The 25,813-nt window shown below is 66.7% G+C and carries 23 protein-coding genes; 9 read left to right on the top strand and 14 right to left on the bottom strand.

Features of this window, described 5'->3' with window-relative positions; all coding sequences use genetic code 11:
• Positions 1-72 precede the first annotated feature (72 nt).
• Positions 73-813 carry a FadR/GntR family transcriptional regulator gene (locus AU252_RS04815; RefSeq protein WP_083510260.1) on the bottom strand — a complete coding sequence of 247 codons (741 nt, stop codon included), beginning with the start codon at positions 811-813 and terminating at the stop codon, positions 73-75.
• A gap of 187 nt (positions 814-1,000) precedes the next feature.
• On the opposite strand from AU252_RS04815, the gene AU252_RS04810 reads away from it, so the two are divergent.
• Complete coding sequence (locus AU252_RS04810) at positions 1,001-1,546, top strand: gluconokinase (RefSeq protein WP_058929743.1); 546 nt, start codon at positions 1,001-1,003, stop codon at positions 1,544-1,546.
• A gap of 65 nt (positions 1,547-1,611) precedes the next feature.
• Positions 1,612-3,015 carry a GntP family permease gene (locus AU252_RS04805; protein ID WP_058929742.1) on the top strand — a complete coding sequence of 468 codons (1,404 nt, stop codon included), beginning with the start codon at positions 1,612-1,614 and terminating at the stop codon, positions 3,013-3,015.
• Between the two features lie 94 nt (positions 3,016-3,109).
• Here AU252_RS04805 and AU252_RS04800 read toward each other — a convergent pair whose 3' ends face one another.
• Positions 3,110-3,487 carry a TfoX/Sxy family protein gene (locus AU252_RS04800; RefSeq protein WP_058929741.1) on the bottom strand — a complete coding sequence of 126 codons (378 nt, stop codon included), beginning with the start codon at positions 3,485-3,487 and terminating at the stop codon, positions 3,110-3,112.
• A 139-nt stretch (positions 3,488-3,626) separates the two neighbouring features.
• Between AU252_RS04800 and AU252_RS04795 the strand changes: the two genes are divergently transcribed.
• From AU252_RS04795 to AU252_RS04780, 4 genes are all read left to right on the top strand, one after another.
• Positions 3,627-4,445, top strand: coding sequence for an SDR family NAD(P)-dependent oxidoreductase (locus tag AU252_RS04795; protein WP_058929740.1), 819 nt, complete (start codon positions 3,627-3,629; stop codon positions 4,443-4,445).
• Between the two features lie 193 nt (positions 4,446-4,638).
• Entirely contained in the window at positions 4,639-6,078 is a 1,440-nt protein-coding gene (locus AU252_RS04790; RefSeq protein ID WP_058929739.1) for an amino acid permease, read from the top strand.
• A gap of 80 nt (positions 6,079-6,158) precedes the next feature.
• Entirely contained in the window at positions 6,159-6,926 is a 768-nt protein-coding gene (locus tag AU252_RS04785; RefSeq protein ID WP_058929738.1) for an IclR family transcriptional regulator, read from the top strand.
• Positions 6,927-7,070: 144 nt separating this feature from the next.
• Positions 7,071-7,478, top strand: coding sequence for an ester cyclase (locus tag AU252_RS04780; RefSeq protein WP_058929737.1), 408 nt, complete (start codon positions 7,071-7,073; stop codon positions 7,476-7,478).
• A gap of 108 nt (positions 7,479-7,586) precedes the next feature.
• On the opposite strand, the gene AU252_RS04775 is transcribed toward AU252_RS04780, so the two are convergent.
• A complete protein-coding gene (locus tag AU252_RS04775; protein WP_058929736.1) occupies positions 7,587-8,408 on the bottom strand; it encodes an IclR family transcriptional regulator in 822 nt (273 codons plus the stop codon).
• A gap of 127 nt (positions 8,409-8,535) precedes the next feature.
• Here AU252_RS04775 and mmuM point away from each other — a divergent pair, with 127 nt between their 5' ends.
• Positions 8,536-9,516, top strand: a complete 981-nt coding sequence (mmuM, locus tag AU252_RS04770) for a homocysteine S-methyltransferase (protein ID WP_058929735.1) — start codon at positions 8,536-8,538, stop codon at positions 9,514-9,516.
• Positions 9,517-9,525: 9 nt separating this feature from the next.
• Here mmuM and AU252_RS04765 read toward each other — a convergent pair whose 3' ends face one another.
• From AU252_RS04765 to AU252_RS04750, 4 genes are all read right to left on the bottom strand, one after another.
• Positions 9,526-10,071, bottom strand: coding sequence for a hypothetical protein (locus AU252_RS04765; RefSeq protein WP_240484319.1), 546 nt, complete (start codon positions 10,069-10,071; stop codon positions 9,526-9,528).
• Between the two features lie 159 nt (positions 10,072-10,230).
• Complete coding sequence (locus tag AU252_RS04760) at positions 10,231-10,407, bottom strand: CsbD family protein (RefSeq protein ID WP_058929733.1); 177 nt, start codon at positions 10,405-10,407, stop codon at positions 10,231-10,233.
• 162 nt (positions 10,408-10,569) lie between these two features.
• Positions 10,570-11,199 (bottom strand): FMN-binding negative transcriptional regulator, encoded by a 630-nt coding sequence (locus AU252_RS04755; RefSeq protein WP_058929732.1) that lies wholly within the window; start codon positions 11,197-11,199, stop codon positions 10,570-10,572.
• Positions 11,200-11,203: 4 nt separating this feature from the next.
• Positions 11,204-12,181 (bottom strand): DMT family transporter, encoded by a 978-nt coding sequence (locus AU252_RS04750; protein ID WP_058929731.1) that lies wholly within the window; start codon positions 12,179-12,181, stop codon positions 11,204-11,206.
• On the opposite strand from AU252_RS04750, the gene AU252_RS04745 reads away from it, so the two are divergent.
• Complete coding sequence (locus tag AU252_RS04745) at positions 12,180-13,592, top strand: PLP-dependent aminotransferase family protein (RefSeq protein WP_058929730.1); 1,413 nt, start codon at positions 12,180-12,182, stop codon at positions 13,590-13,592. The genes AU252_RS04750 and AU252_RS04745 overlap by 2 nt on opposite strands.
• A gap of 15 nt (positions 13,593-13,607) precedes the next feature.
• Here the strand turns inward: AU252_RS04745 and AU252_RS04740 are convergent, their stop codons facing one another.
• Positions 13,608-14,159, bottom strand: a complete 552-nt coding sequence (locus AU252_RS04740; RefSeq protein ID WP_058929729.1) for a dihydrofolate reductase family protein — start codon at positions 14,157-14,159, stop codon at positions 13,608-13,610.
• 245 nt (positions 14,160-14,404) lie between these two features.
• Between AU252_RS04740 and AU252_RS24440 the strand changes: the two genes are divergently transcribed.
• Complete coding sequence (locus AU252_RS24440) at positions 14,405-14,968, top strand: ABC transporter permease (RefSeq protein ID WP_058929728.1); 564 nt, start codon at positions 14,405-14,407, stop codon at positions 14,966-14,968.
• Positions 14,969-14,998: 30 nt separating this feature from the next.
• Here AU252_RS24440 and AU252_RS04730 read toward each other — a convergent pair whose 3' ends face one another.
• The 6 genes from AU252_RS04730 to AU252_RS04705 form a co-directional block, all read right to left on the bottom strand.
• Positions 14,999-15,907, bottom strand: a complete 909-nt coding sequence (locus AU252_RS04730; protein WP_058929727.1) for a GGDEF domain-containing protein — start codon at positions 15,905-15,907, stop codon at positions 14,999-15,001.
• On the bottom strand, positions 15,904-19,392 hold the full coding sequence (locus AU252_RS04725) for a response regulator (RefSeq protein ID WP_240484318.1): 3,489 nt from the start codon (positions 19,390-19,392) through the stop codon (positions 15,904-15,906). Before AU252_RS04725 ends, AU252_RS04730 begins: the two co-directional genes overlap by 4 nt.
• A gap of 101 nt (positions 19,393-19,493) precedes the next feature.
• Positions 19,494-20,819, bottom strand: coding sequence for an MBL fold metallo-hydrolase (locus AU252_RS04720; protein ID WP_058932750.1), 1,326 nt, complete (start codon positions 20,817-20,819; stop codon positions 19,494-19,496).
• 52 nt (positions 20,820-20,871) lie between these two features.
• Entirely contained in the window at positions 20,872-22,998 is a 2,127-nt protein-coding gene (locus AU252_RS04715) for a putative bifunctional diguanylate cyclase/phosphodiesterase (protein WP_058929725.1), read from the bottom strand.
• A 132-nt stretch (positions 22,999-23,130) separates the two neighbouring features.
• Entirely contained in the window at positions 23,131-24,549 is a 1,419-nt protein-coding gene (locus AU252_RS04710; protein ID WP_058929724.1) for a UDP-glucose dehydrogenase family protein, read from the bottom strand.
• A complete protein-coding gene (locus AU252_RS04705) occupies positions 24,546-25,751 on the bottom strand; it encodes a glycosyltransferase family 4 protein (protein WP_205630635.1) in 1,206 nt (401 codons plus the stop codon). Before AU252_RS04705 ends, AU252_RS04710 begins: the two co-directional genes overlap by 4 nt.
• Positions 25,752-25,813: the final 62 nt, after the last annotated feature.

The raw sequence follows: 25,813 nt of genomic DNA, 5'->3' as shown, positions 1-25,813 counted from the left end.
TCACGGCATGTTTGGACCCTTTGCATGAGCCCCTACTTGCAGGCTACTCACTAACGAGGCGTCCCGAAAGAGTCAGTGCAGGCCCATCGCGTTCCGGACCTCGTCCAGGATGTGGTGGACGGCGGTCTCCGCGCCAACCGCGTCCCCCCGGGCCACTGCCGCCGCAGCATCCTCGTGGGCCTGCAACGCTTCGGGCCGCGGTTTGAAGGGCATCAGTCCCTGCTTGGTCCGGCTGGTGAGCACCTCGGCCACCATGCCTTCCAACGCTGTGAACATCTCGTTGCCGCAGCTTTCGAGCAGCAGGCAGTGGAACTCGATGTCGACGGCCAGGAACGCCTCGAGTTCGCCCGCTTCGCCCAGCCGCCGCAGCTCCGCAGCCAGGAAAACCAGCCTGGCCCGTTCCGCGGCGCTCGCCCGGCGGGCAGCACCGGCAGCCGCAATGGGCTCGACGGCGATGCGCAGCTCCGTGAGGCTGCTGTACTGGATATCGCGCCGGACAGAGCCCAGGCGCCAACGCACCAGCTTGGGATCGAAGACATTCCACAACCTGCGCTCCTGGACCACGATGCCCACCCGCCGGCGCGAATACACCAGGTTCATGGACTCCAGGACCTTCATGCTGTCCCGCGCAACGGTGCGGGAGATGCCGTACTCCTGCTGGAGGCCCTCAAGGGTCAGCCGGCTGCCCGGAGGGAGGCTCCCGGACGCGATGGCAGAGCCAACCGCCTCGAGAACGCGTTCATGCATAGCGGGGGAGGAGGCCCCGCCGTCGTGCGCGTTATCCGCGTCCGGTGCTGGTGTCGCCGTCGACATCTTTCCTGCTTTCGTCTGCGCCTGCGCCCTCCAATCGTACCCACAAAGGTTCCAAAGGTATGATTTATGACACCAAAAGATAGTATCTGTGGTGCTGATTGGTGATACCTTATTTCCCAGCGCAGTTCCCTGTGAGACGCGCTAATAGCTTTCTTCACTTAGCCAACGGCGTCTTCGGAGGTAAAACATGCAGTATCCAGCCACGCACGTGGTGGTGATGGGCGTTGCCGGTTCCGGCAAGTCCACCATTGCGGCAGCGCTTTCCCAGCAGCTTGGCTGGGCCTGTGCCGAAGCGGACGAGTTCCACCCCCTGTCCAACATCGACAAGATGAGCCAGGGCATTCCCCTGCAGGACGAGGACCGCTGGCCCTGGCTGCGGGAAATCCAGGCCTGGATGACCGCAAATGCGGCGGCCGGGGAGAGCACCGTGCTCACCTGCTCCGCGCTCAAGCAGAGCTACCGTCAGTTGCTCTCCGACGCGCAGGGCCGGGTCCTGTTCATGCACCTCGACGGCGGGGCCGACCTGATCGGCCAGCGCATGCAGGGCCGCGAAGGCCACTTCATGCCGCCCACGCTCCTGCCCAGCCAGCTGGCCACCCTGGAGCCGCTGACCGGCAACGAACTTGCCGCCGGCAGCCTCCGCCTGGACATCTCCAACTCCCCGGAGGAGATCGTGGCCGCCGTGCTGGCTGGCCTCACGCTTCCCGCTCAGTCGGAGCTCAGCGCCTGCTGAGCCGGGCTGCTGAGCCCGCCCAATTTTCCCCCAATATTTCATTAGTTCTGTTTCAAAGGAGAACCATGGTCATCGAAGGATGGACCCAAACGCTGGGCGCAGGCCCCCTGCTGCTCATCGCCGCGGCATCGATCGTCGTGCTGCTGTTCCTGATCATCAAGCTGCGGATGCACGCACTCGTCGCCCTGATCGTGATCAGCCTCGCCACGGCATTCGCCACAGGAATCCCCGCCAACCAGGTGGTTCCTGTGCTGATCAACGGGTTCGGCACCACCCTGGGCACCGTGGCGCTCCTCGTGGGACTGGGCGCCATGCTCGGCCGCATTGTTGAGACCAGCGGTGGCGCCAAGGTGCTGGCCGACTACCTGATCGGTGTGTTCGGCGAAAAGCGTGCACCGTTCGCGCTGGGCCTGGCCTCGCTGATCTTCGGCTTCCCCATCTTCTTCGACGCCGGCCTCGTGGTTATGCTGCCCGTGGTCTTCGCGGTGGCCCACCGCCTGGGCGGGGGAGTGCTGCGCTACGGCCTGCCCGCCGCCGGCGCGTTCTCCGTGATGCACATCTTCCTGCCGCCGCACCCGGGTCCGGTCTCCGCCGCTGCCTTCTTTGATGCCAACATCGGGCTGGTCCTGATCGCCGGCCTCATCACCGCCATCCCCACCTGGTATGTCACCGCCTACCTCTTCGGACTGTGGACCGGCAAGAAGCTGGTCCTCCCGGTGCCGGAAATCCTGGGCCACGCCAGCGCCGAAGCCGAATCCCACCCGCCGCGCTTCCGCACCATCATCGGCCTGCTGCTCCTGCCGCTCGTCCTGATCTTCATCAACACCGGCCTGAACACCCTTGCGTCCTCCGGCGTGCTCTCCGAAGAGGTCAAAAGCGAGCAGTGGTTCCAGGTCCTGCGCACCATCGGCGAAACCCCGGTGGCCCTGCTGATCGCCGTCCTGGTGGCCGTGTTTGTCCTGGGCGCCCGCCGCGGCAAGGACGCTGGCGCCATCGAGAAGCTGCTCGAATCCTCGCTGGGCCCGGTCTGCTCGGTCATCCTGATCACCGGCGCCGGCGGCATGTTCGGCGGCGTCCTCCGGGCTTCCGGCATTGGCGACGCGCTGGCCGATGTCCTGGGCAACCTGGGCATCCCGCTGATCCTGGCCGGCTTCCTGATCGCCGCCATCCTGCGCATCGCCCAGGGTTCCGCCACGGTGGCCCTGACCACCACTGCGGGCCTGATCGCCCCTGCCGTAGCCACCGCCGGTCTGACCGGCATGCAGATCGCAGCCCTGGTTATCGCCGTCGCAGCAGGCTCCGTGGTGGTCTCCCACGTCAACGACTCCGGCTTCTGGCTGGTGGGCCGCTTCTTCGGCATGGACGTCAAGACCACCCTGCGGACCTGGACCGTCATGGAAACCCTCATCGGCGTGATGGGCTTCGCCATCGCCGCGGTCCTCTTCCTGCTCGCCGGCGTGGCGGGTTAGCGCTCTGACTCCAGCCACGGCTGACTGAAGTACGACGGCGGGGTGTCCAGGGAAATTCTGGCCGCCCCGCCGTCGTCGTACTCCTGGTCCGCCGCTACTTGCGGGGTTTGGCTGCCTTGGGCGCTTTCGGCGGGAGCCCCGCGACGTACTCGAAGGCCTTCTCCACCCAGGCGCTTGCTCGCGCGTCGTCGCCGTCGCCTTCGGCGTTCCACACCTCCGGCAGCCCGGTGTAGCCGCCCATGGGCCGCTCCGCCGGGCCGAACGGGACGGTCCGCTCGGTGCTTTCGAGCACCTGCCGGTCTGCGTCGGAGAGCTTCACGCCGATGGTTGAGCCGAAGAGTCCGGCGAACATGTTGCCGTTCACGAAGGCGCCCAGGTTGCCGAACATCGGCTTGACCACCACCTCGGGGTTGTCCGGCACTACTGAGCGGAAGCGCTCCTTGGCTTCGTCGGACGCTTTGGCCATCTCCATGTCGCTCTCTCCCAGGGTTGCGGTGTGATTCCTTGTGCAGCTTATGCCCGCCGGTGCGCCGGGGACAGAATTGCCGTACCGATAGGCTGGCAGGAGTCCGCACTCACCTCCCAGGTTCCACCCAACCGAAGGACACCCCTTGACCCAACGCACCATCGTGATCACCGGCGCCAGCGACGGCATCGGCGCGGCAGCCGCGCGGACGCTGACCCAGTCAGGCGACCGGGTGGTCCTCGTCGGCCGTTCCGAGGAGAAGACGCAGGCCATCGCGAAGGAACTCAACGCCGACTACTTCGTCAGCGACTTCGCCGAGCTGGACCAGGTCCGCACGCTCGCCGCGCAGCTGAGGGACGACTACGACCGGATCGACGTCCTGGCCAACAACGCCGGCGGCATCATGGGCAAGCACCAGCTCACGGTGGACGGCAACGAGTCCACCTTCCAGATCAACCACCTGGCGCCGTTCCTGCTCACCACGGAACTGATGGACGTCCTCACCGCCAGCAACGCCAAGGTCATCAACACCGCCAGCGCGGCCAACGGCTTCGGCAAAATGGACCTTTTCGACCTCGCGTCGGAGCACACCTACTCCACCAACCGCGCCTACGGCACCGCCAAACTCGCCAACATCCTCTTCACGTCCGAGCTGCACCGCCGCTTCGGCGAGCAGGGAATCACGACGGCGGCGTTCCACCCGGGCGTGGTCCGCACCAACTTCGCGGCAGAGTCCACCAGCCCCATGCGGCACGCCTACAAGACGCTCCTCAACCGCTTTATGCTCACCCCGGACCAGGGCGCCGACACCCTGCTCTGGCTCAGCAACGGCACCCCCGGCACCGACTGGATCTCCGGTGCCTACTACGCCAAGCGCGCCCTGGCCAAGGCCAACGCCCAGGCGTACGACGCCGAGCTGGCGCAGGGTTTGTGGGAGGCCAGCGAGGCACTCGTCGCGCGCTGATCTTCCAACCGGGGGCAGGTCACCGAAGGTAACAAGTGTGCAATATGAACAAGTTTGCATGATTTTAGCGAGCGTAATTCGGTGATTGTGCTAATTTCTCTCTGTTGACGTGCAGATCTTCGGTACCCGGGACGGGACAGGGGAGTGCGCCCGGCTGCCGCACACCTGCTGACCACCCCTCCTGGAGACGCCCGTGGAAACCCCCTCACCCCTGACGCTCGACGCGACGCCCGCCGGGCACGCGCCGGTCCAGCCCGGACTCCGGAGATCCATGGGCACCAGGCACCTGGTGATGATCGCCATGGGCGGCGTCATCGGATCCGGCCTGTTCCTCAGCTCGGGCTACACCATTTCCCAGGCCGGTCCGCTGGGCGCTGTGCTCGCCTACCTGGTGGGCGCGTTTGTGGTGTACCTGGTGATGGCATGCCTGGGTGAGCTGGCCATCGCTTATCCGGTGTCCGGCGCCTTCCACATCTACGCCGCCCGCTCCATCGGGCCCGCCACCGGATTCGCCACCGCCTGGCTGTACTGGCTTTGCTGGGCGGTGGCCATCGGCTCCGAATTCACCGCGTCCGGGCTGCTTATGCAGCGCTGGTTCCCGGACGTTGACGTGTGGATCTGGTGCCTGATTTTCGCTGCCGTGCTGTTTGGCTTCAACGCGGTGTCCGCCAGGTTCTTCGGCGAATCCGAATTCTGGTTCGCCATCATCAAGGTGGGCGCCATTATCGGCCTGATCGTCCTCGGCGGCGCCGCACTGTTCGGCTTCCGTCCGCTCAGCGACGGCGGCAGCCACCCCTTCCTCTTCGAGAACTTCAACACGGCCGGCGGGCTGTTCCCCAACGGCTTCACCGGCGTCCTGGTCACCGTCCTCGCCGTCTTCTACGCCTTCTCCGGGTCCGAGCTGATCGGCGTGGCAGCAGGCGAAACCAAGGACCCCGCCACCAGCATCCCCAAAGCCATGCGCACCACAGTGATCCGGCTGCTGATCTTCTTCGTCGGCGCCATCGCCGTCATCGCAGCCACCATCCCCTACAACGAAGTGGGCCTGGACGAGAGCCCTTTCGTCACTGTCTTCTCCGCCATCGGGATCCCGTTCGCAGCCGACATCATGAACTTCGTCATCATCACAGCCCTTCTCTCCGCCGGAAACAGCGGTCTCTTCTCCTGCGCCAGGATGCTCTACTCCCTGGCCGACGAAGGCCACGCGCCCCAGGCCTTCCGGCGCCTCACCCGACGCGGCATCCCGCTGATCGCCCTGTCTGTGAGCATGGTGGGCGGCATCGCGTCCCTCATCAGCAGCGTGGTGGCCCCCGAAACGGTCTACCTGGTGCTCGTGTCCGTGGCCGGATTCGCCGTGGTGGGCGTATGGATGTCCATCACCGCCTCGCACTTCTTCCACCGGCGCGCCTTCGTGCGGAACGGCGGAGACGTTGGCGCCCTTGCCTACAAGGCCCCGCTATTCCCGCTGGTGCCCATCCTGGCGTTCACACTGTGCGTCATCTCGCTCGTGGGCATCGCCCTGGACCCCAACCAGGTGGCCGCCCTCTACTTCGGCATCCCGTTCGTGGCCGCCTGCTACGTCTACTTCTACTTCCGGCACGGCCGGAAACGTCCGACGGCGGCAGTCCAGTAACCAGCCCCAAGTCACCTGCGTCACCGACCCCGGGCCCCGTGGAAGAATAGGGCGAGCACCGGCAGTGAGGGGTAACAAGCGTGGATTCGTCCGCTGACGCGTCATCGTTGGCGCAAGGGCTCCGGATTGTCCGGCTGGTGGTTGACCGGGAGAAACGCGGGCGGCAGCTGCTGGGCGTTTCCCAGCTTGCGGCGGAGCTGGACATGGACCAGGGCCGCGTGTCGCGGCTGGCGCAGGAACTGTGCGATCTGGGTTTGCTGGAGCGGGTGGACCGAGGACCCTTCCGGACCGGGCCGCGGTTCTTCAGCCTTGCCGCCTCGCTCAACACCGGCTGGGTGCGTGAAGCCAAGCCCGAACTCGAGTCATTGGTTTCCGCCCTGGGGCTGCGGGCGCGGCTCTCCGTCCGGGACGGGTTCCGGGCGATCCTGGTGCGCGCCTCCAGTAACGACGCCGCCCTGGGCAGCTTCGTTGCGCCGGGCATGGTGACGCCGGTATGGTGCACCGGCGCCGGCAGGGCTTTGCTCTGGGACCATGACCTGCCTGCCCTGGACCAGCTGCTGCGCGAGGTGAACTTCATCGGCGTGGGCGGCCCTGGCGCGGCGCACTCCGTCGGTGAAGTCTGGAAGCTGATGGCCCGCGACCTGCCACGCGGCTACATCACCTCCGACGAGGAATTTGAGCATGACATCGTGGAGCTGGCCGTCGCGGTCCGTGACGGGGGCGGCAACATCCTGGCCGCACTCAGCGTGCTGGGACGGCGGAACGAATTCGGCCATGACGCTGCGGGCATTGCCACTGTTCTGCGCGGCGCCGCGGACCACCTCGGCTCCCTCGCCGCCGACCGCTAGCTGGTCGCCAGAGTGTCCTTACACGAGGAGCCCCGGCCCCTTCTATTTGCGAGTGCGGGTGCGGGACAATGTTCCTACAGCGCCCTCGTAAGGTTGGTGCTGGCAAATGCCTGAAAGGTCCTTTAGGGAAGGGTGTGGATAAGTATGTCCGAAGAAAACAAGGCCTTGGCGCGTCGTTCTTGGGAGGCCCCGGATAACCTGGACATCATCGACGAGGTGTACGCCCCCGATCTCGTCTGGCACGACCCCGGTCAAGAGATCCACGGCACGGAGGAAGCCAAGCAGTTTATCGCCACGTACAAATCCGCTTTCCCCGACATGAGCGCAACCGTTGAGGACGAGATAGCCGAAGGGGATAAGGTCGTCACCCGCTGGACGCTACGCGGCAGCCACCAGGGAGAGATAGAGGAGTTTGGCCCTCCCACTGGGAGGCAAGTAGAGATCAAAGGCATTTCCATCAGCCGCATCGAAGGAGGCAAGATAGTCGAGGAGTGGAATAGCTACGATAATCTGGGCGTGATGCAGCAACTTGGGCTCGTCCCTGAAAAGTAGCACGCCGACAGTTGGCTGCTTACTGGCCGGGGTCCTTACCCAGACTCTCTGTGGGGGCTTTGGCTCTGGCTATCCGATTTCTCTAGTGAGTTGTTCTAGGTCACACCCTTAGACCCGCGACCCCTCCACACGCTCAGGAGCGGCAACATCCAGATCCGCTAGCCTTTGCCCGGGCTGGTAGCCAAGCCTGGTCTCGAGCCATCGTCCCTGCTCCACCAGGGCCGCCACGCAGCCGGTCCGGCGCGGCTCCAGGCGGGCCTTGGTGCCTACGATCTGCAGCGCCGCCGCCACATCGCCCTTGAAATCCCGGACGGGGACGGCCAGCGAATAGAGCCCTGGCTCCGCTTCCTCATCCACCACTGAGTAACCCCGCACCCGCGCCGCAGCCAGCCGCACCAGGAAGTCGTCGACGTCGGACGGGGTATTGGGGCCGTGCCGCACAAAGTCGACGCCTGCGAACACCGTCCGCACCTCGGCTTCCGGCGACTCCCACAGCACAGCCTGGCCGGCGTCGCTGCAGTACGCGGGGTAGGGCCTGCCCAGCCATGAGCCCACCAGGTTGCTGCTGGCCGGAACGCTTTCGCCGATGGTTAAGGTGCTCGCGCCGTGCAGCACGCCCAGGAAGCACCCCTCATCGGTGTCGCGAGCCAGCCGCTCCAGCGCCACGGCGCCGTCTGTGTGCAGCCTCCGCCCCGTCAGCTGCTGCGCGTCGGTCAGGATGGACCAGTCCAAAGTGTAGGTGCGCTCGAGGGTCCGGCCGAGGAATCCCTCCTGCTCACCGCTGCGGAGATTCCGCGAGACCTGGCTGCGGTCCTTGCCCAGGTCGGCGGCGATCCCGGCTGCGGTGCCACCCGGAAGTCCGGCCTCATGCCGTGCGCCCAGGGCCAGGATGGCCATCATGCCACGGCCCATGCTGGAGATTTTCGACATAGGCCAGAGTCTAGTGGAGCTGCCGGGAGCCAGCCCGGTAACAGTTCGCCATGCTCGTTACCAGCATGTCCAGTTGCTTATGATGAACAGAATGCCCTTCACGCCACCGACCCCGGGAGCTCACGCCATGCCCCGCAACACCGCGCTGTCCCAACTGCTTGCTGCCGGAGCGCATCTCACGGCCGACGGCGCCCTCGCTACCGAACTTGAAGCGCGCGGCTGCAGCCTGGATGATCCGCTGTGGTCGGCCAAGGTCCTGCTGGAGCAGCCGCAGCTGATCCGTGACGTGCACCGCGACTACTTCGAAGCCGGCGCCAACGTGGCTACCACCGCCAGCTACCAGGCCACACCGCTGGGGTTCTCCCAGCGTGGGCTATCTGAGGACGCTGCACTGGACCTGGTCAGGCTCTCAGTCCGCCTGGCCGATGACGCCCGGCGCGGACACCTCGCCCGGCACCCACAAGCAGGTTCGCTGCTGATCGCCGGATCAGTCGGCCCGTACGGCGCCTACCTCGCGGACGGCTCGGAGTACCGCGGGGACTACGTCCTGGACACCGAGGCCTTCAAGGATTTCCACCGGCCCCGCATCGCGGCCCTGGTGGATGCCGGAGCCGACTTCCTGGCCTGCGAGACGCTGCCGTCCCTTGCCGAAGCAGAGGCGCTGCTGGCACTGACCGGGGAGTTCGACGTCGAATCCTGGTTCTCGTTCTCGCTGCGGGACGGTGCGCACATCAGCGACGGCACTCCGTTGGCTGCGGTAGCGGAGCTCTGCGGGTCCGAGCCGCGCGTGGTGGCCGTGGGCGTGAACTGCGTGCCGCTGAACCTGGTCCCGGCCGCCCTTGCAGCCCTCGGCAAGGCGGGCTCCAAACCGCTGGTCACGTATCCAAACTCCGGCGAAAGCTACGACGCCGCCACCAAAACCTGGGCACCCGCATCAGGCAATGCCGCTGAAGCGGTCAAAGCCCACCCCGCAGGCCTTGCAGCCGGAGCCAGTGCCTGGCGGGAGCTCGGTGCCCGCATCGTGGGAGGCTGCTGCCGCACCACGCCCCGGGACATTGCCGCACTGGCTGCAGGCCGGCCTGCCGAGCCGCCACGGGACCCTGAGTGAGCTGCCGTCCTAGGATGAGTCACTTTCTTCCCGGGTTGGATACCCGAGGTGGCGCTTGATATCTTCGAGCTCACTTTTGAGCTCCTCAACCTGGAGTTTGTACTTGAGGAATTCGGCTTTACGGCGTTGTGCGTCCGCATAGCTGACAATTAGGGCGGCCAGCCCCAACGGCAGGGCGAGAGCTAACGCCCAGCCTGCTGCCACGAAGAATTCCATTGCCACGGGAAGAGCAGCCCGGAAGTCAACAAAGTGGTTGACGCTGTCAGCCACTCCGTGAATGACGTCGTCGAGGGAGCCCATAAAACGTCCGATAACGGGGGTCTCCGTGAGTGGGGGAGCGCTGATGCGGTCCTCGGCTTTGCTGCCCCAGCGGGGATCGCCAACATGATTCAGAACGTAGATACCTGCCCCGGCGCTTGTACCCATAAAAACGATCACGGAACCGAGTGCAGCCAAATGGAGCCGGCGTTGGCGCCAGAAGGCCAGCAGCAGCCCGGTGGCGATGGCAAAGATCCAGGTAAGGGCCTTGAACCAGTCAAGGCTTACGCCGCTCACTACGTCCACAGTTACCGCGATTCTTTAGAACTTCCCAGTGCAGGCTAAACCGTAACCCATTCCGCTGCCCACGGGACGATGACCCGAAAGCTGAACTGCAGCTGGACAAGGCGAAGGGTCCACCCCTTCCTCAGAGATGCACCCTTCGCCTGTGCTCGGTCAGTCCTTCTTGAAGGCGTCCTTAACCTTCTCGCCGGCCTGTTTCAGATCGCCCTTTGCCTGGTCGGTCTGACCTTCCCTCCGCAGGCTTTCGTCGCCCGTCGCCTTGCCGGCAGCTTCCTTGCCCTTGCCGCCCGCCTTCTCAGCAGCGTTCTCGATCTTGTCGCCCAGTCCCATGGTGTTTCCTCCTCTGGTTGGCAGTTGTCCTATCCGGACAGTCATATCATAAGCATGCTTACAATTATCATTCCAGCCCAGACGAGCTACGTGAATTATCGCCACCCTGTCTGCCCAGTCGGGCAGGCCGGCCGCCGGGGTCAAAGTCCGTGCCGTAGTCGCCTACGAACGTTCCGGCCGTGCCCGCTCGACGTCAGCGGCGCTGTCCGACTCACCCCGCGCGCTGAGGCCAGCGACCACGCCGTCGATATCGGCGTCGGGCCGGTTCTGGCTGAGTTTGGTCTTCGCCTCGATCCTGGTGATCAGCAGTTCGATGCCCACGATGCCGCGAAGCTGGCCGGAGATGTAACGCTCCGGCGCATCGTCCACGCTCCACGGGTGGTCAAAGCCCGCCTCGTGGACGCCGGTGAGCCGCCTGACCTGGCCGGCAACCCAGGCCGGGTCGTCGTGGATGACGAGACGGCCGTAAACGTGCACCGTGGAGTAGTTCCACGTGGGCACCACGCGTCCGTGCTCGGCCTTCGACGCATACCAGGATGGCGATATGTAGGCGTCCGCGCCCTGGACGATCATCAGGGATTCCCCGATGGCTGGCTCGGACCACTGGGTGTTGTTCCGGGCCACGTGTGCCAGCAGTGCTCCGTGTTCGCCGATGGAGGGGTCGTAGGCGAAGGGCAGCAGGGTGGCGAGCAGGCCCTGCGAGGTCTTGGTGACCAGGTTGGCTGCGGCCGGCCGGGTGAGGAGGTGGCTGATGGAGTCGGGGCTGGCTGCGAAATGGGCTGGGGTGTACATGGGTCTAATCCTTTGCTGGCTGGAGGGTTCTTGTGGCGTGGAGGATGGCTGGTTGAGCGGGGGTTGGCCTGACCCGGACGCGGACGGCGGCGCCGGCGCAGAGGATAACGGCAACGCCGCCGATGATGGTGGCCCACGTCAGGGTTTCGCCGAGCAGGAGGCCCGCCCAGCAGATGCTCAGCACCGGCTGGATGAGCTGGATCTGGCTGACCTGGGCCATGGGGCCGATGGCCAGGCCGCGGTACCAGGCGAAGAAGCCCAGGAACATGCTGACGACGCCGAGGTACGCAAAGGCCATCCACTGGACCGGTGTGCCCGACGGCGGCTGCTGCGCCACGGACACCGCCACCAGGAACACCATCAGCGGCGACGCCAACACCAGCGCCCACGACACGGTCTGCCAGGCGCCCAGCTCGCGGGCCAGCAGTCCACCCTCCGCATAGCCGATGGCCGCGGCCACCACCGCGCCGAGGAGCAGCAGATTCGCCGAGTGCAGCTGCCCGAATCCGCCGGACTGCATGGAGGCGAAGGCGATGGCGGCCAGCGCTCCCACGCCGGTGATGAGCCAGAATGCCAGGCGTGGACGCTCGCGCCCCCGAAGGACTGCAGCCACTGCCGTCGCGGCGGGCAACAGGGCGATCACCACGGCACCGTGACTGGCCGGCGTGGTGGAGAGCGCAAAGGAGGTCAGCAGGGGAAACCCGACGACGATGCCGCCGGCCACTACCGCGAGGCGGACCCACTGCGTGCCGCGGGGGAGCCGCTGCCGGGTGAGGGCGAGCGCGAAGGCGGCGAGGACGGCGGCTACCACCGCACGGCCTGAGCCGATAAGCAGCGGGGACAGGGACTCGACGGCCACCTTCGTGAAAGGAACCGTGAAGGAGAAGGCCGCTACTCCCGCGAGACCCCACCAGAGTCCGATGGGCTGGCGGGACGGTATCACTAGCGGCAAAAGCGCAGTAGCGCTACTATTGTCTCTCATGAATAACGATAGCAGTTCCAGGATTGTGGCGCACCTGAAGAAATGGATTTCTTCGGCCGCGCCCGGTGCCAAGCTGCCGTCCACGCGCTCGCTGGTGGCCGAGTACCAGGCCAGTCCCGTCACGGTGCAGAAGGCCCTGCAGACGCTCACGGCACTGGGACTGATCGAGAGCCGGCCCGGCGTCGGGACCTTCGTGCGCGCCGTCCGGAGCGCCCGTCCCTCCGATTACGGCTGGCAGACGGCGGCCCTCCGTTCCCCGCTGGCGCCGCCGCCCCCGGCTTCCAGCACCATGCGCAACGTGGCCAACGATGCCATTTCCTTCCACTCCGGCTACCCGGACCGCGAACTCCTGCCCGAGCGGCTGGTGCGGGCCGCTATTGCCCGGGCAGCCCGCGGTGACGCTGCCCTTTTCCGTCCGCCCGCGGCCGGAATGCCCGAACTGCAGTCGTGGTTCGCTCATGAACTCGGTGCCTCCACACCGGCCGGGACCACCCCGCCGAACCCGAGCGACGTCGTCGTACTCCCCGGAAGCCAAAGCGGGCTGAGCTCCATCTTCAGCGCGCTCGCCGGCCGCGGACAGCCGCTGCTGATGGAATCGCCGTCCTACTGGGGCGCCATCCTGGCCGCAGCGCAGGCCGGCGTGCGCGTTGTCCCGGTGCCCAGCGGACCGGACGGCCCGGACCCGGCGGAGCTTGCCCGCGCCTTTGAGGAGTCCGGCGCGCGGCTGTTCTACGCGCAGCCCAACTACGCCAACCCCACGGGCGCGCAGTGGTCTGCCGAACGGCGTGAACAGGTCCTGGACGTGGTCCGCGCGAAGGGGGCGTTCCTTGTGGAGGACGACTGGGCGCACGACTTCGGCATCACCTCCAACCCCGTGCCCGTCGCCTCGCGCGACGACTCCGGCCACGTGGTCTACCTGCGCTCGCTGACCAAGAGCGTGTCACCGTCGATCCGCGTCGCCGCGGTCATCGCCCGCGGCCCGGCGCGGGAGCGCATCCTGGCGGACCGGGCGGCCGAATCGATGTACGTCAGCGGGCTGCTCCAGGCGGCAGCGCTCGACGTCGTCACGCAGCCGGGCTGGCAGACTCACCTGCGCAGCCTCCGCCACCAGCTTGAGTCCCGCCGTGACCTGCTGGTCACCAGCCTCCGCCAGCACGCCCCGCAGGCTCATATCGAGCAGGTGCCCAAGGGCGGCCTGAACCTGTGGGCGCGGCTGCCCGACGGGACCGACCTTGAACGGCTGACCCGCGACTGTGAAGCCGCCGGGGTGATCATCGCCGGGGGAAACGAGTGGTTCCCGGCCGAACCGGCGGGGCCGTTCATCCGGCTCAACTACTCGGGGACGAATCCGGGCGCCTTTCCCGAGGGCGCCCGGATTATTGGCCAGTGCATAGAGCGGAACGGGGCCTGACGGGAGTGGCGGTGCCTATTCGCCCAGCAGCGCATAGGTGCTGACGACGTTGCCCTTCGTGGTCCGGTACTGGTCCTTCAGGCCGAGCCGCGTCACGGGGTCGCCGTCCTGGAACAGCTTCCGGCCGCTGCCGGCGACCACAGGGTGGGTGATCAGGGTCAGCTCATCCAGCAGCCCGGCGAACAGCAATTGGCGCACCACGGAAATGCTGCCGGTGACGGCGATCTCGCCGCCGTCGCGCTCTTTCAGGCCCGCCACGAATTCCTCCAGCGGTCCCTCGATCAGGTGGGAGTTCTGCCACTCGAGCGGTTCCGTCAGCGTCCGGGAGGCCACAAACTTCTCCACCGGGTTGATGAATCCGGCGAAGTCCTCGTCCACCGATGCGGTGGGCCAGTACCCAGCCCATTCCTGGTAGCTCACCCGGCCAAGCACCACGGTGTCCACGCTTTCCATCATGCGCGTGAGTCCCTTGCCGAGGTCGTCGTCGAAGCTGTCGAACTGCCAGAGAAACGGGTCCGAGACCACGCCGTCAACGGAGTGGAACAGGCCGGACGTGACTTTGCGCATGGGGACCTCCAAGGTCAGGGGCAGTTGGCATCCACGGTATTGGCTGTGCCCTCAGCAGGGAAGCCCCGGCCGGTGGTTGAGCTTGTCGAAACCTGGATCTCGACGGGCTCGATCACAGCTCTCGACCGGGCCGCAGTTAGGTTCGTCACCACCGCCTGCGTGTTGCGCGAATCCGCGGGCCTGCAGCCGCATACTGGTGTTCATGCGGCCTCTCACCGCACCCCGGCCAGGCAGGAGGAAAATGCATGGAAACCCTGAAGAAGATCGTACGCAACCAGTACTTCCCCGCGGCCGCGGTGCTGACGGCGGTGTTGCTTTTCTGGATCATCGCCATGTTCGGCGGGCTCTCCCTGCTGAACAACAACCAGCCCCCCATGGCCACCCTGACGTGGATGCTGTTCGTCTATGCCGCAGCTGTGCTGACGCCGCTGGCAGGCATCCTGGCCGGTGTGGACCTGGTCCGCCGCTGGCGCCGCAACCGCATGTACGCGTTGGTTGAGCTGGAACGGGACGGGACCGCCGAGTACGAGGCCGCGCAGGAAGAAACGCTGCAGGACGCAGAACCAGCGGACGAGCAGGTTCAGGAGCCCGCAACGCAGGCTCAGGCCACCGCACAGGCACAGGCACAGGCGCAGCACGCCGAGCCCGAAGCCCCAAAGCAGTCCGCACTGAAACAGCCCGCACAGCACCGCCCGGTAACCCAGCAGCAGCCCGTGAAGCGCTATCCGGTGCAGCAGCAGCAGCCTGCTCCGCAGCAGACCGTGAAGAAGCAGCCGGATCAGACCAAGCAGCGCAAAAAAGCCGCGTAGCCACCGGCCAATACAGGCCAGGGCTAAACGCTACAGCGCCAGCTCCACTCGGTTCCGGCCGGCCGCCTTCGCGGCGTAGAGGGCGGCGTCGGCTTCACCCAGGAGCGTGTCGGCGTCGGCACGGTGCTCGGAAGTGAACGCGGAAATCCCGGCGCTCAGCGTCAGCTGCCCCAGCGGATCCCCGGAGTGGACAATCTGCAGCCCGCGGACGGTATTCAGCGCCCTCTCCATAAATGCCTTGGCGCTCAGCTGCGACTGGTTCGGCAGGACCAGCAGGAATTCCTCGCCGCCGTACCGGTACACGCCGTCGCTCTTGCGCGCCGCACTCACCAGCGCCCCCGCCACGGCACGCAGCGCGAGATCGCCCGCCTGGTGCCCGTAGATGTCGTTGTAGCTCTTAAAGTTGTCCACATCGCACATGGCCACGCAATACCCCTCCGTGTACCGCTGGCTGCGCGCATGCATCTGCTCAAGGTCCTCGGAGAGCTTGAGCCGGTTGTGCAGGCCGGTGAGCGGATCGGTCCGCGCCTGCTGCGAGAGCACCTTCCGGTAGTGAGCCAGGTCCGCGTGAAGCGTGGTCACCCGCAGCGCCACCAGCAGCCGTGCATGCAGGACAAACGGATCCAGCGGCTTGGTGACGTAGTCGTCCGCCCCGGCCGCGAGCCCGGCGAGCACATCGTCCCGGGACCCCTGCGACGTCAGCAGCACGATGTACGTGTACAAGTCCGCCCCGCGCGCCCGGATGGCCCGGCACAGCGCCAGCCCATCCATCCCCGGCATCATCCAGTCCGTGACCACAACATCGGGTTGGTGTTCCAGGTACAGTGCCCACGCCTCGTCACCGTCCGCCGCCGTCAGGCAGTCATGCCCGTAGAGTTCGACGGCGGCGCGGGCCACCAGGAGCGAGCCCGGATCGTCATCCGCCACCAGGACTTTCACTGTGCCACCTCCAGCGCTAGATCAAGTTCAAAGTCCACACGCACAAGCTCCGCTTCCAGCCGGCTGACCAGCTGCCGGCCGCCGTCGTGCTTTCCGCTGCGTCCCATGTCCTCCAGCTCGCCGCACAGGCTTGCGACGGCGGTAGCTCCGATGTTGGCGGCGGCACCCTTCAGGGCGTGCGCGGCCTGAGCCAGAGCGGGGCCGCCGCCGTTGCGCACGGCTTCGCGCAGCGCCGCGAGCCGCGCGGGAACGTCTTTCCGGAACGCCTCCGTCGTCGCGGGCAGCAGGCCTAGGCCGTCCTCGGGGCCGAGGCCGCGCAGCATGGCCAGCCGGTCCGCATCCAGCACCGGCGGACGTCCACCGGTGACGGCCAGCAGCTGTGGGGCCTCGGCCGACTGGCGTGCCTCCAGCTCCTGCGGCGCCTGTTCGGGGACCCAACGGGCCAGGGCGGCTTCAAGCTCGGCGGCGTCCACCGGCTTGGAGAGGTAATCGTCCATACCGGCGGCGAGGCAGCGTTCCCGGTCCCCGTCCAGGGCGCCGGCGGTCATGGCGATGATGGGAAGATGGCCGGCCCCGCCGTCGCGCTGCCGGATGACGCGCGTGGCCTCGAACCCGTCCATCACCGGCATGTGGCAGTCCATCAGGACGGCGGCGTACCGGGTGCTGGCGGTGGCGGCTACGGCCTCGGCACCGTCGGCAACCATGTCTACCGCGTAGCCGAACTTGATCACCGTGGCGCGGGCCACCAACTGGTTCACCTCGTTGTCCTCCACTACCAGGATGCGGCCCCGTGATGCGCCCCCGAGGGACGACGCATCGGACGAATCAGCCGACGGCTCCGGGGAGGACTCGGGGGACGAACCGGACGACTCAGCCGACGGCTCAGCGTCGGAAGGCCGGCCGGACCCAAGAGCCGCAGGGGCATGGTGTTCACTCGTGGACATCAGCCGGATCAGGCGGTTGTAGAACTCGGAGCTGCGGACCGGTTTCATAAGCCATTCGCGGACTCCGGCGTCGGCGATCTCGGCGGCGTTGACCTGCATGGTGGACGTGAGCATGATCAGCTCGATGTCCGCCAGAGCGGCATCGGCCTTGAGTTCGCGGGCCAGCTCCAGGCCATCGGTATCAGGCATGCAGAGGTCCAGCACGGCCAGATGGAAAGGCACTCCGGCTGCTGCGGCTTCGTGGGCGCGGGCCAGCGCGGCGCGGGCATCCGGCACGGCCTCCGGCTGCATCTTCCAGCCGCGCAACTGGGATTCCAGCACCAGGCGGTTGGTGGCGTTGTCGTCCACCACCAGGACGCGCAGTCCGGCGAGGAAACCGGCGGCCGGCACGGGATCCGTGGACGGCGGGGCAACGGGCACGGGGACGCGGAACCAGAACGTGCTGCCCTCGCCCAGAGAGCTGTCCAGCCCGATCTCGCCGTCCATGGCCTCAGTGAGCCGGCTGCAAATGGCCAAGCCCAGGCCGGTGCCGCCGTAGCGCCTGGTGGTGGAAGCATCAGCCTGGGAGAAGGATTCGAACAGCCGTGCGTGGTGCGAAGGGTCGATGCCGATGCCGGTATCGCGGACTTCGAAGCAGACCATGGCGGCGGCGCCGGGTTTCGCGTCCGGCGTCTCCGTCGTCACGCGGATGGACACCTCCCCGTCCGCTGTGAACTTCACGGCGTTGGAGGCCAGGTTGAGCAGGATTTGGCGGATCCGGCCGGAATCACCGTGCAGCCGGGCTGGAACGTCCGGCTCGCAGTAGGCGATCAGCTCAAGGTTCTTGGCCTGCGCGGGCTCGGTCAGCAGGCCCGCCACTTCCTCCACAAGGACGCGGGGATCGAACGCCCGCACATCCAGGTCAACCTTGCCGGCTTCCAGCTTGGAGAAGTCCAGGATGTCGTTGATCAGGGACAGCAGCGCCTCGCCGGCGCCCTTGACGCCCTGGGCGTACTGCTTCTGCGTCTGGTCCAGCGGCGTCTCCAGCAGCAGTGCGGTCAGCCCCACCACGCCGTTCATGGGGGTGCGGATTTCATGGCTCATCGTGGCCAGGAATTCGGACTTGAGCCGGCTGGATTCCAGCGCCGTTTCCCTGGCCGCCTTCAGCTCCAGTTCGGCGGCCCGGCGCAGCGTGATGTCCCTGGTGATAACGGCGATCCCGCGGATTGTCGCTCCTTCACGGATGGGGGAAATGGTCAAGGACACGGGGATGATGGCGCCGTCCTTGCGCAGGTGCTCGGTTTCGAAACTCATGGCCCCGCCGCCGTCGCGGAGCTGCTCGAAAACCTCGTCGTCGCCGTCCGTGCTGCCCGGCGGCAGGAGGAAACGCGCGTCACGGCCAATCGCTTCCGCGGCCGTGTAGCCGTACTGATGCTGCGCCCCAGGGTTCCAGCTGGTGATGATGCCCTCCGGCGTGGTGCTCAGGATGGCATCCGTGGAGGAGTTGACGATCGCGCCGAGTCCTTCGAGTTCAGCCGTCCTGGCAGCCACTTCCTTCTCCAGCCCGGTGGTCAGGGTGAGGTTCTCGATGATGATCAGGACCTGGCGGACCAGGATGCAGGCAACAGTTGTTCTGGCCACCACCAGCAGGAAGGCGCTCATTTCGCTGACGTGCGGGGCCGCAACCATGATCACGGCCACCAGGATCGGAATGTAGGGCAGCAGCTCAAGTGCCAGTGCATAGGCCTTGCGGTCCGGCCGCGGTTTCTCCGCGTAAGGGAGCAGCGGTGCCAGCGCAATCAGGAGGAAGGCGCCGATCCAGCCCAGGGCGAGCGGCGATCCGGTGACGCCCGTGACGCCGTCGAACGTCAGCCGCACATAAATGCTGTCCGTGACGGTCAGGACCAGCAGGCCGCCGCCGAAACACAGCCACGGCAGGCGCTCACCGGGCTGCCGCCGCATCCCGAGGACCACCACCAAGGACGTCATGACCACGTCCACCACCGGGTAGCCCATGCTGGTGAGCCGGGTCAGGAGGTCGCCTTCCGAGCTGAAGGCCGGGCCCAGCGCCGTATGCCAGCTGACCACCAGGAGTGAACCGGCAATCACAGCGGCGTCCAGGGCTGTCCGGACCAGCCCCACCCGGGTTGTGCCGCCTGGCCGCTTGAAGCTGAAAAGGGCGATGGCGGCCGGCACCGAATAGGCCAGGAACAGGGCATCCGCCAGGGAGGGGAACGGGTACACATGGTTATTGGCGAGGCCGAAGTAGGTCCAGGCCGCCATGCCGGCCGCCCAGACGAAGGCGGCCACCGACATCAGGGTCCAGGCCCGGGCGTTCACCCCGCCGCGCCACGCGGCGTGGGCGCAGCTGCGACCTGCCAGCACGGCCGCCCCGAGGATGGCGAAGTCACCCGCCACCAGGGCCGTGGGGGTGCCGCTGTTGGCGGCAAAATACAGTCCAAGAACGCCCAGCACCACAGCACCAAGCGCGATCAGCCAACCCAGCCTGGCCGTGCTCGTGCTGATGGCGGGACGCTGCTCCAGGAGACCATTCTGAGACACGCGGATCCCTCCCCATCGGTGCGCCCGTCACCCGTAAAAGCTGAGACCCGGGCCCGCCCGAGACCTGGGCGAAGACGCAACCTTATGATATCCCTCACATCTCAAGAAGGACCGTACTTCGCGTCCACATGTACTACTTGCCGGCCCGCGCGCTGCAGCAGGCTGGCCGCCACCCCGGAGCGGTATCCGGTGGCGCAGTGCACCCACACCGTGCCCGCCGGAACCTCGGCCATCCGCCCCAGCAGCTCATGCAGCGGGACGTTCACCGCCCCGGCGACGTGGCCGGCGTCGTACTCATCCGTCCGGCGGACATCGAGCACCACGTCCCCGGCACTTCGCCCGTGCAGCATTTCGGCCCAGCCCACACGCGGATAATGCACGACGGCGGTGCCCGGCGCGAGTGCCGACGGGTCCGTTCCGAGGGCGGCATCGGGGGAGTCGATGCCGATCCGGGACAGGTCCCGGATGGCCTTTTCGATGTCCTCTTCTGATCCCACCAGCGTCATTTTTTGGTTCCACGGCAGGACCCAGCCCAGGTAGGCGGTGAAACTGGAGCCGCGGCCGTACTCGAAACTCACCGAGCCCTGCAGGTGGCGGCTGGCGAAGGCCACCCGGTGGCGCAGGTCCACCACCCATTCGCCGTCCGCGAGCCGGCGGCTGAGCTCCGCCGGATCCACGGATTCCGGCACAGTGAGGTCCGCCGGCCCCGGGCCCTGCCGGTTCGCCGGGGCCATGTGCGCGTAGTAGGACGGGTAGGCGGTCAGGTTGTTGATGAGCTCCCGCACAAAGTGGTCCTCATCGGCGTCCGTAAACGCGTGGTTGGATTCCTGCTGTTCGGCGACGGTGGACGATCGGGCGCTCGACGCCGGCCCGGACGAACAGAACGAGCCGAATCCATGCGTGGGGTACAGGGCTGCGTCCGGCTGGGCCTCGGCGGCCAGGCGGCGGACCGAGGAGTACTGGGCGCGGGTGAGGTCTTCGGTGTCCTCGTCACTGACCAGATCAGTCCGGCCCACCGACCCGTAGAGCAGGCTGCCGCCGGAGAACACCGCCTGGTCCTCGCCATCGCTGACCACGTAGCTGAGATGGTGGTGGGTGTGGCCGGGCGTGGCCACGGCCTTCACGGTGAGCCGGCCTACCTGGACCGTGCCGCCGTCGGCCATTGGCGTGCGATCAAACGCGACGTCGTCGTTTGCGCTGACGAGGTACTCGGCACCGTGCGCGCGGGCGAGGATGAGCCCGCCGGTGAGGTAGTCGTTGTGCAGGTGGGTTTCGGCAACGTGGGTGATCCGGACGTCCGCTTCCGCGGCCGCGGCTTCCACCCGGTCCGTGTCCCGCTGCGGATCGATGACCAGGGCCACCTCGCCGTCGTGGACCAGGTAGCTGCGGTCCCCGAGCGGCCGCGTTTCGATGACAACGACGTCCATGGAACCCATTGTCCTCGCGTTCCTGCCGCTGGCTTAGTCAGCGCAGGCGCCCTTACCTATCCTTCAATGCCTGGATGGCGCTGTCTGCCCTTTTCAGGGCCCGCTTGAGCCTGGCGCCAGGCTCAGGGTGGGAGAAAAAGTACCCCTGCAGGAAATCGCAGTCCCGTGCTGTCAGGAAGTCCGCCTGAACCGCCGTCTCGATGCCCTCGGCGGTGACCGTCAGGCCCAGGCTGTGCGCCATGTTGATCATGGAACTGAGGATGGGGAGGCGTTCGGTTCCGGTGCGCACCATGGACACAAAGGTTTTATCGATCTTCACTGTGTCCACCGGCAGTTCTTGCAGGCGGCCCAGCGACGAGTATCCGGTGCCGAAGTCATCCAGCGCCACACGTACTCCGGCCTCACGGAGACTGGCGAGCTGCTTGATCAGGCTGTGGTCGGCGTCGAAAAATACACTCTCGGTGACCTCCAGGACCAGCTGGTACGCCCCCACCCCGCTGGCCTCGGCGAAACGGAGGACGTTGCCGGCAAAGTCAGGTTCCTGTAGCTGGACTCCGGAAACGTTCACCGCCAGCGAGCGTGACGGGTCTTCGTTCAGCCACGGCGCGAGCTGGGCGAGGCCTAAAGTCATGACGGCGGCACCGATCTCGCTGATCAGGCCGCTGCGCTCCGCAATGGGAATGAAGACCGACGGCTGGATGCGCTCGCCATCGCGGTCCCACCGCGCAAGCGCCTCGAACTGGACTACCTGGCCCATCCGTGGGGAGACAAGGGGCTGGTAGTCCACGGAGATTTCCCCCAGCGGAATGGCGAGCTGCAGGCCGGCCTCCATGTCCGTGCGCTGCACCAGCTCGGTCATCATGTCCGGATGGAACCGACAGTACCGGTTCTTGCCCGCTGTCTTGGCCGCATACATTGCGATGTCCGCCTGGCGCAGCAACTCCGACGCTCCGATGGCGGCATTTCCCATGGAGGCAAGTCCCAGGCTCAGGCTGGGGCGCAGCATGGTGCCGTCAATCCACACCGGAACATGCAGGCAGCGGACAATACAGGCCGCGATGGTTTCGACGTCCGGGCAGGCGGTAAGCAGAACGACAAACTCGTCGCCTCCCAGCCTGGCCACCACGTCCGCGGTGGGGACACAGCCTGTGAGCCTGCGCGCCACTTCCACGAGCATGTCGTCGCCAGCCTGGTGGCCCATAATGTCGTTGACCTCCTTGAAATCGTCCAGGTCGACCAGCAGGACATCCACGGTCTTGAACCGCGGCTCGCGGAGGGCTGCCACCAGTGCGTCTTTGAAGACCGCCCGGTTGGCCAGTCCGGTCAGCGGATCCTGGAACGCAAGTGCTCGCAGCTGTTCGGCCTGCGCGGCCAGGTCAGTCACGGCCTGCTCGGCCAGCGCCTGCGCCTGCCTGCGCGGAGTGACATCCCGGAAGCTCCACACCCGGCCCGCGATCCTCTCACCAACCCGTTGGGGCCGCGAGTACCTTTCAAAGGTCCTGCCATCCTTGAAGTCCAGCACGTCGTGGCTTTCTGCCGCCGGGTTCGCCACAACCTCGGCGATCCTTGCCATGAAGGCCTCCGGGTTGGCAACCTGGGAGATGATCAGCCGCATGATGGGCACTTCGGTGTCACCGTCCAGGAGTTCCGGCGGGATGCCCCACATCTTCAGGAACTGGTCATTGAACCCGGCAACACTGCCGTCGGAGCTGATCACCAGGATGCCGTCCGCGGTGGATTCGAGCGTGGCCGTCAGCAGTGACATGGCCTCGAGGAGGTCAGCGTCAGCTCCCTTGCGGTGTTCCGTGCTCCGGACCGAAACCAGCAAAACCTGCGAGCCGCCGTCGTCCAGCAGTGAGCCTGCCACCTCGGCGGAGAACTCTGTGCCGTCCCGGTGCAGTCCGTACACTTCACGCGGCGGCAGCGGTTTATCGGGCTGCGCTTGCAGGTGCTCCTGAAGCAGCCGCGTTTCGCTCCGGAACCCCTCCGACAGGAGCAGCCAGTGGTCGCTGCCGATCAGCTCAGCGCGTGTGTAGCCGAACAGCTTGCTGGCTGCCGCGTTGGCCATTTTGATGGTGCCGTCCGCGTTGACCGCCATCAGCGCATCCGGGCTGGCATCAAGCAGCACGCCGAACTTCGACGCGCCCAGATCCTTGTCCTGCCGCCTGGAACGCCCCATGCGCTACCACCCCCACGCACATCATAAAGTGCATGTTGTGATCGCGGTGCGAAAACGCGTGACTTTCGCGCGGCGCTTGGGAATGGAGGCCCGGGAATTCGCGTTCGCGTGGTCCGTAGCGGTGAAAACTGGCTAAGAGTTACGCATTCCCGTCAGGCCGGCCCCGGCCCCGGAAACTTGGCCGGCCCCGGAAACGACGCTGACAGCGGCTCCGGCGTTGGTCCCCAGCCCGCGGACCACCCAGCCCTCCGCCTGCCAGGCAGCAGCATCGAGGACGTTCCTGGCGTCCAGGATCACCCGCCGCCGCACCAAAGCGCCCGCAGCGGCAGGGCTCAGGCGCCGGTATTCGTCCCACTCAGTAAGGAGGAGCACCAGTTCGGCACCCTCCAAAGCCCGCGTTGCGGAGGCTTCGAACCGCAGCTGCGGATACCGCAGCCACGCGTGGTTTACGGCTTTCGGATCCGTCACCGTCACGTGCGCGCCGGCCGCCGCCAGCCGGGCCGCCACGTCCAGGGCCGGGGAGTCGCGGATGTCATCGGTCTCGGGCTTGAAGGAGGCTCCGAGGATGGTGATGGCGCGTCCGGAGAGCGCGCCGCCGCACAGTTCCGCGGCCAGGGACACTGTCCGGGTCCGCTGGCGGAGATTGATGGCGTCCACCACGCCCATCCAGTCGTTCACAGGGTCCACGCCCAGCGCGGCGGCCTGGCTGCGGAGGCTGCGGATGTCCTTGGGCAGGCACCCGCCGCCGAAGCCCAGCCCGGCATGCATGTAGCGGTTCCCGATCCTCGGGTCCATGCCCATGGCCTCGCTGAGTTCGGCCACGTCCGCGCCGGACGCGTCGCACAGTTCGGAGATGGCGTTGATGAAGCTGACCTTGGTGGCCAGGTACGCGTTCGCGGCCGACTTGATCAGTTCAGCCGTGGCAAAGTTGCACACCAGGCGCGGAATGCCGGCGTTCAGCAGCGGCTCATAAACGGCATCCAGCGCAGCCGTCACGGCACGCGGCGCCCCGGTCTTGGGGTTGAAGGCCGCGGCGCGTCCGCCCGCCACACCGTAGACCAGCCGGTCCGGCACCAGCGAGTCCTTCACTGCTGTGCCCTGCCGCAGGAACTCCGGGTTCCAGCCGAGCTGCACGTCGGGCCGCCCCGCGAGGACGCCCTGGAGCATGTCCACCGTGCCCACGGGCACCGTTGATTTACCGACGACGACGGCGCCCCTCGCCAGGTGCGGGAGTAGCGCCTCGGTGGCGGAAACGAGGAAGGTGAGGTCGGCGCCGTCGGACGTCTTGGACTGCGGCGTCCCGACGCACAGGAAGTGGACCTGGGCGCTGGCGGCAGCGGCGACGTCGGTGGAGAACGTGAGGCGGCCGGTGCTGCGTCCGTCGCGGAGCAGTTCGTCCAGACCGGGTTCGAAGAAGGGGGCATGGCCGCGGCCCAGCTGGTCCACTTTGGTGGCGTCCACGTCGATGCCCACCACGGTGTGGCCCATGGACGCGAGCGTGGCGGCGTGCACGGCGCCGAGGTAGCCGCAGCCGATCACCGATATTTTCACAGGGACGCTCCACTTTTGGTTTGGGCAGGCTCAACCACCGGGCGGCGGCTCTTGGTTTCGACGGTTTCAGCCAACGGTTCTCCGGCGATTACTGATTGGTACTGACGCACCAGCTCGGCGCTGAGCACCGGCCACGTCCGCGCCTGGACCGAGGCGTGCGCTGTCGTGGCGAACGCGCGGCGCTTGGCGTCGTCGCCCATCAGGTCCATCACCCGGGCCCGGAAACCGGCCAGGTCGCCGGGCTGGTACAGCCAGCCTGTACGGGAGTTTTCCACCAGGTCCAGGGGCCCGCCGCGGCCCGTGGCCACCACCGGCACCCCCGATGCCATGGCCTCCTGGATGGTCTGGCAGAACGTCTCGAACTCGCCGGGATGGACAAAAAGGTCGAAGGACGCCACCGCCTTCGCCAGCTCCTCACCGCCGAGGAACCCGGTGAACACGGCGCCCGGCAGGGCTTCCTGCAGGGCGGACTTTTGGGGTCCGTCGCCCACAATCACCAGCTTGGTGTTCGGGACGTTGGCGAGCGCGGCGAGGTCCTCCACCTGCTTTTCGATGGCCAGCCGGCCGACGTAGCCGATGATGCGCTCACCGCCGGGGGCAACCGTTGCCCGCCACCCGGCGTCGCGCTTTTCCGGCGAAAACCGCGCGGTATCCACACCGCGCCGCCACATGCCCACGCGCGGAATCCCGCGGCCGCGCAACTGGTTCAGCGCGAAGGTGGACGGCACCAGCGTCCGGGTGGCCAGCAAGTGGATATTCTCCACCCGGTTCCACGCCCAGTTCTCCAGGAACGGCACACCATAGCGTGCGGCGTAGCTGGGAACCTCGGTCTGGTAGATGGCTATGGTGGGGATCCCCAACTGATGCGCGGCCTGCACTGCCCGCCACCCGAGGATAAACGGCGATGCGAGGTGGACAACGTCGGGTGCGTAGTCGGCAAGGATTCGCTTGACCCGGTACACACCGCCCATCGCCACTCGCACGTTGGTGTAGCCAGCCAGCGGAACTGCGGGAACCCGGTGCACCGTCGCGCCGTGAACCACCTCGGCCGGTCCCACGAACTCGGAGACGGCATAGGTAGAAGGGGCGATGACCAGGACGTCGTGGCCCTGGTCCTCCAGGTGTTCAAGCACCCTCAGGATGGAGTGGGTCACTCCGTTCATCAGCGGCAGGAACGACTCGGCAACAATTGCGATCCTCACCCCTCCACGGTGGGCGCGGCGCCTGTCGGGGCGGGGTCACCCGGGTTGAGTCGAGGGAAAGG

This window comes from Pseudarthrobacter sulfonivorans (assembly GCF_001484605.1).
In the GTDB taxonomy this organism is placed as follows: domain Bacteria; phylum Actinomycetota; class Actinomycetes; order Actinomycetales; family Micrococcaceae; genus Arthrobacter; species Arthrobacter sulfonivorans_A.
The sequence above is the reverse complement of the archived record's forward strand: the minus strand, read 5'-3'. Positions and strand labels throughout refer to the sequence as shown.

Excerpts from the sequence above, each read along its gene's own strand:
- AU252_RS04775 (WP_058929736.1), bottom strand. The coding sequence starts at position 8,408 with ATGTCGAAAATCTCCAGCATGGGCCGTGGCATGATGGCCATCCTGGCC.
- AU252_RS04755 (WP_058929732.1), bottom strand. The coding sequence starts at position 11,199 with ATGTACACCCCAGCCCATTTCGCAGCCAGCCCCGACTCCATCAGCCAC.
- AU252_RS04760 (WP_058929733.1), bottom strand. The coding sequence starts at position 10,407 with ATGGGACTGGGCGACAAGATCGAGAACGCTGCTGAGAAGGCGGGCGGC.
- AU252_RS04800 (WP_058929741.1), bottom strand. The coding sequence starts at position 3,487 with ATGGAGATGGCCAAAGCGTCCGACGAAGCCAAGGAGCGCTTCCGCTCA.
- AU252_RS04745 (WP_058929730.1), top strand. The coding sequence starts at position 12,180 with ATGAATAACGATAGCAGTTCCAGGATTGTGGCGCACCTGAAGAAATGG.
- AU252_RS04740 (WP_058929729.1), bottom strand. The coding sequence starts at position 14,159 with ATGCGCAAAGTCACGTCCGGCCTGTTCCACTCCGTTGACGGCGTGGTC.
- AU252_RS04715 (WP_058929725.1), bottom strand. The coding sequence starts at position 22,998 with ATGGGGCGTTCCAGGCGGCAGGACAAGGATCTGGGCGCGTCGAAGTTC.
- AU252_RS04810 (WP_058929743.1), top strand. The coding sequence starts at position 1,001 with ATGCAGTATCCAGCCACGCACGTGGTGGTGATGGGCGTTGCCGGTTCC.
- mmuM (WP_058929735.1), top strand. The coding sequence starts at position 8,536 with ATGCCCCGCAACACCGCGCTGTCCCAACTGCTTGCTGCCGGAGCGCAT.
- AU252_RS04720 (WP_058932750.1), bottom strand. The coding sequence starts at position 20,819 with ATGGACGTCGTTGTCATCGAAACGCGGCCGCTCGGGGACCGCAGCTAC.
- AU252_RS04780 (WP_058929737.1), top strand. The coding sequence starts at position 7,071 with ATGTCCGAAGAAAACAAGGCCTTGGCGCGTCGTTCTTGGGAGGCCCCG.
- AU252_RS04815 (WP_083510260.1), bottom strand. The coding sequence starts at position 813 with ATGTCGACGGCGACACCAGCACCGGACGCGGATAACGCGCACGACGGC.
- AU252_RS04750 (WP_058929731.1), bottom strand. The coding sequence starts at position 12,181 with ATGAGAGACAATAGTAGCGCTACTGCGCTTTTGCCGCTAGTGATACCG.
- AU252_RS04805 (WP_058929742.1), top strand. The coding sequence starts at position 1,612 with ATGGTCATCGAAGGATGGACCCAAACGCTGGGCGCAGGCCCCCTGCTG.
- AU252_RS24440 (WP_058929728.1), top strand. The coding sequence starts at position 14,405 with ATGGAAACCCTGAAGAAGATCGTACGCAACCAGTACTTCCCCGCGGCC.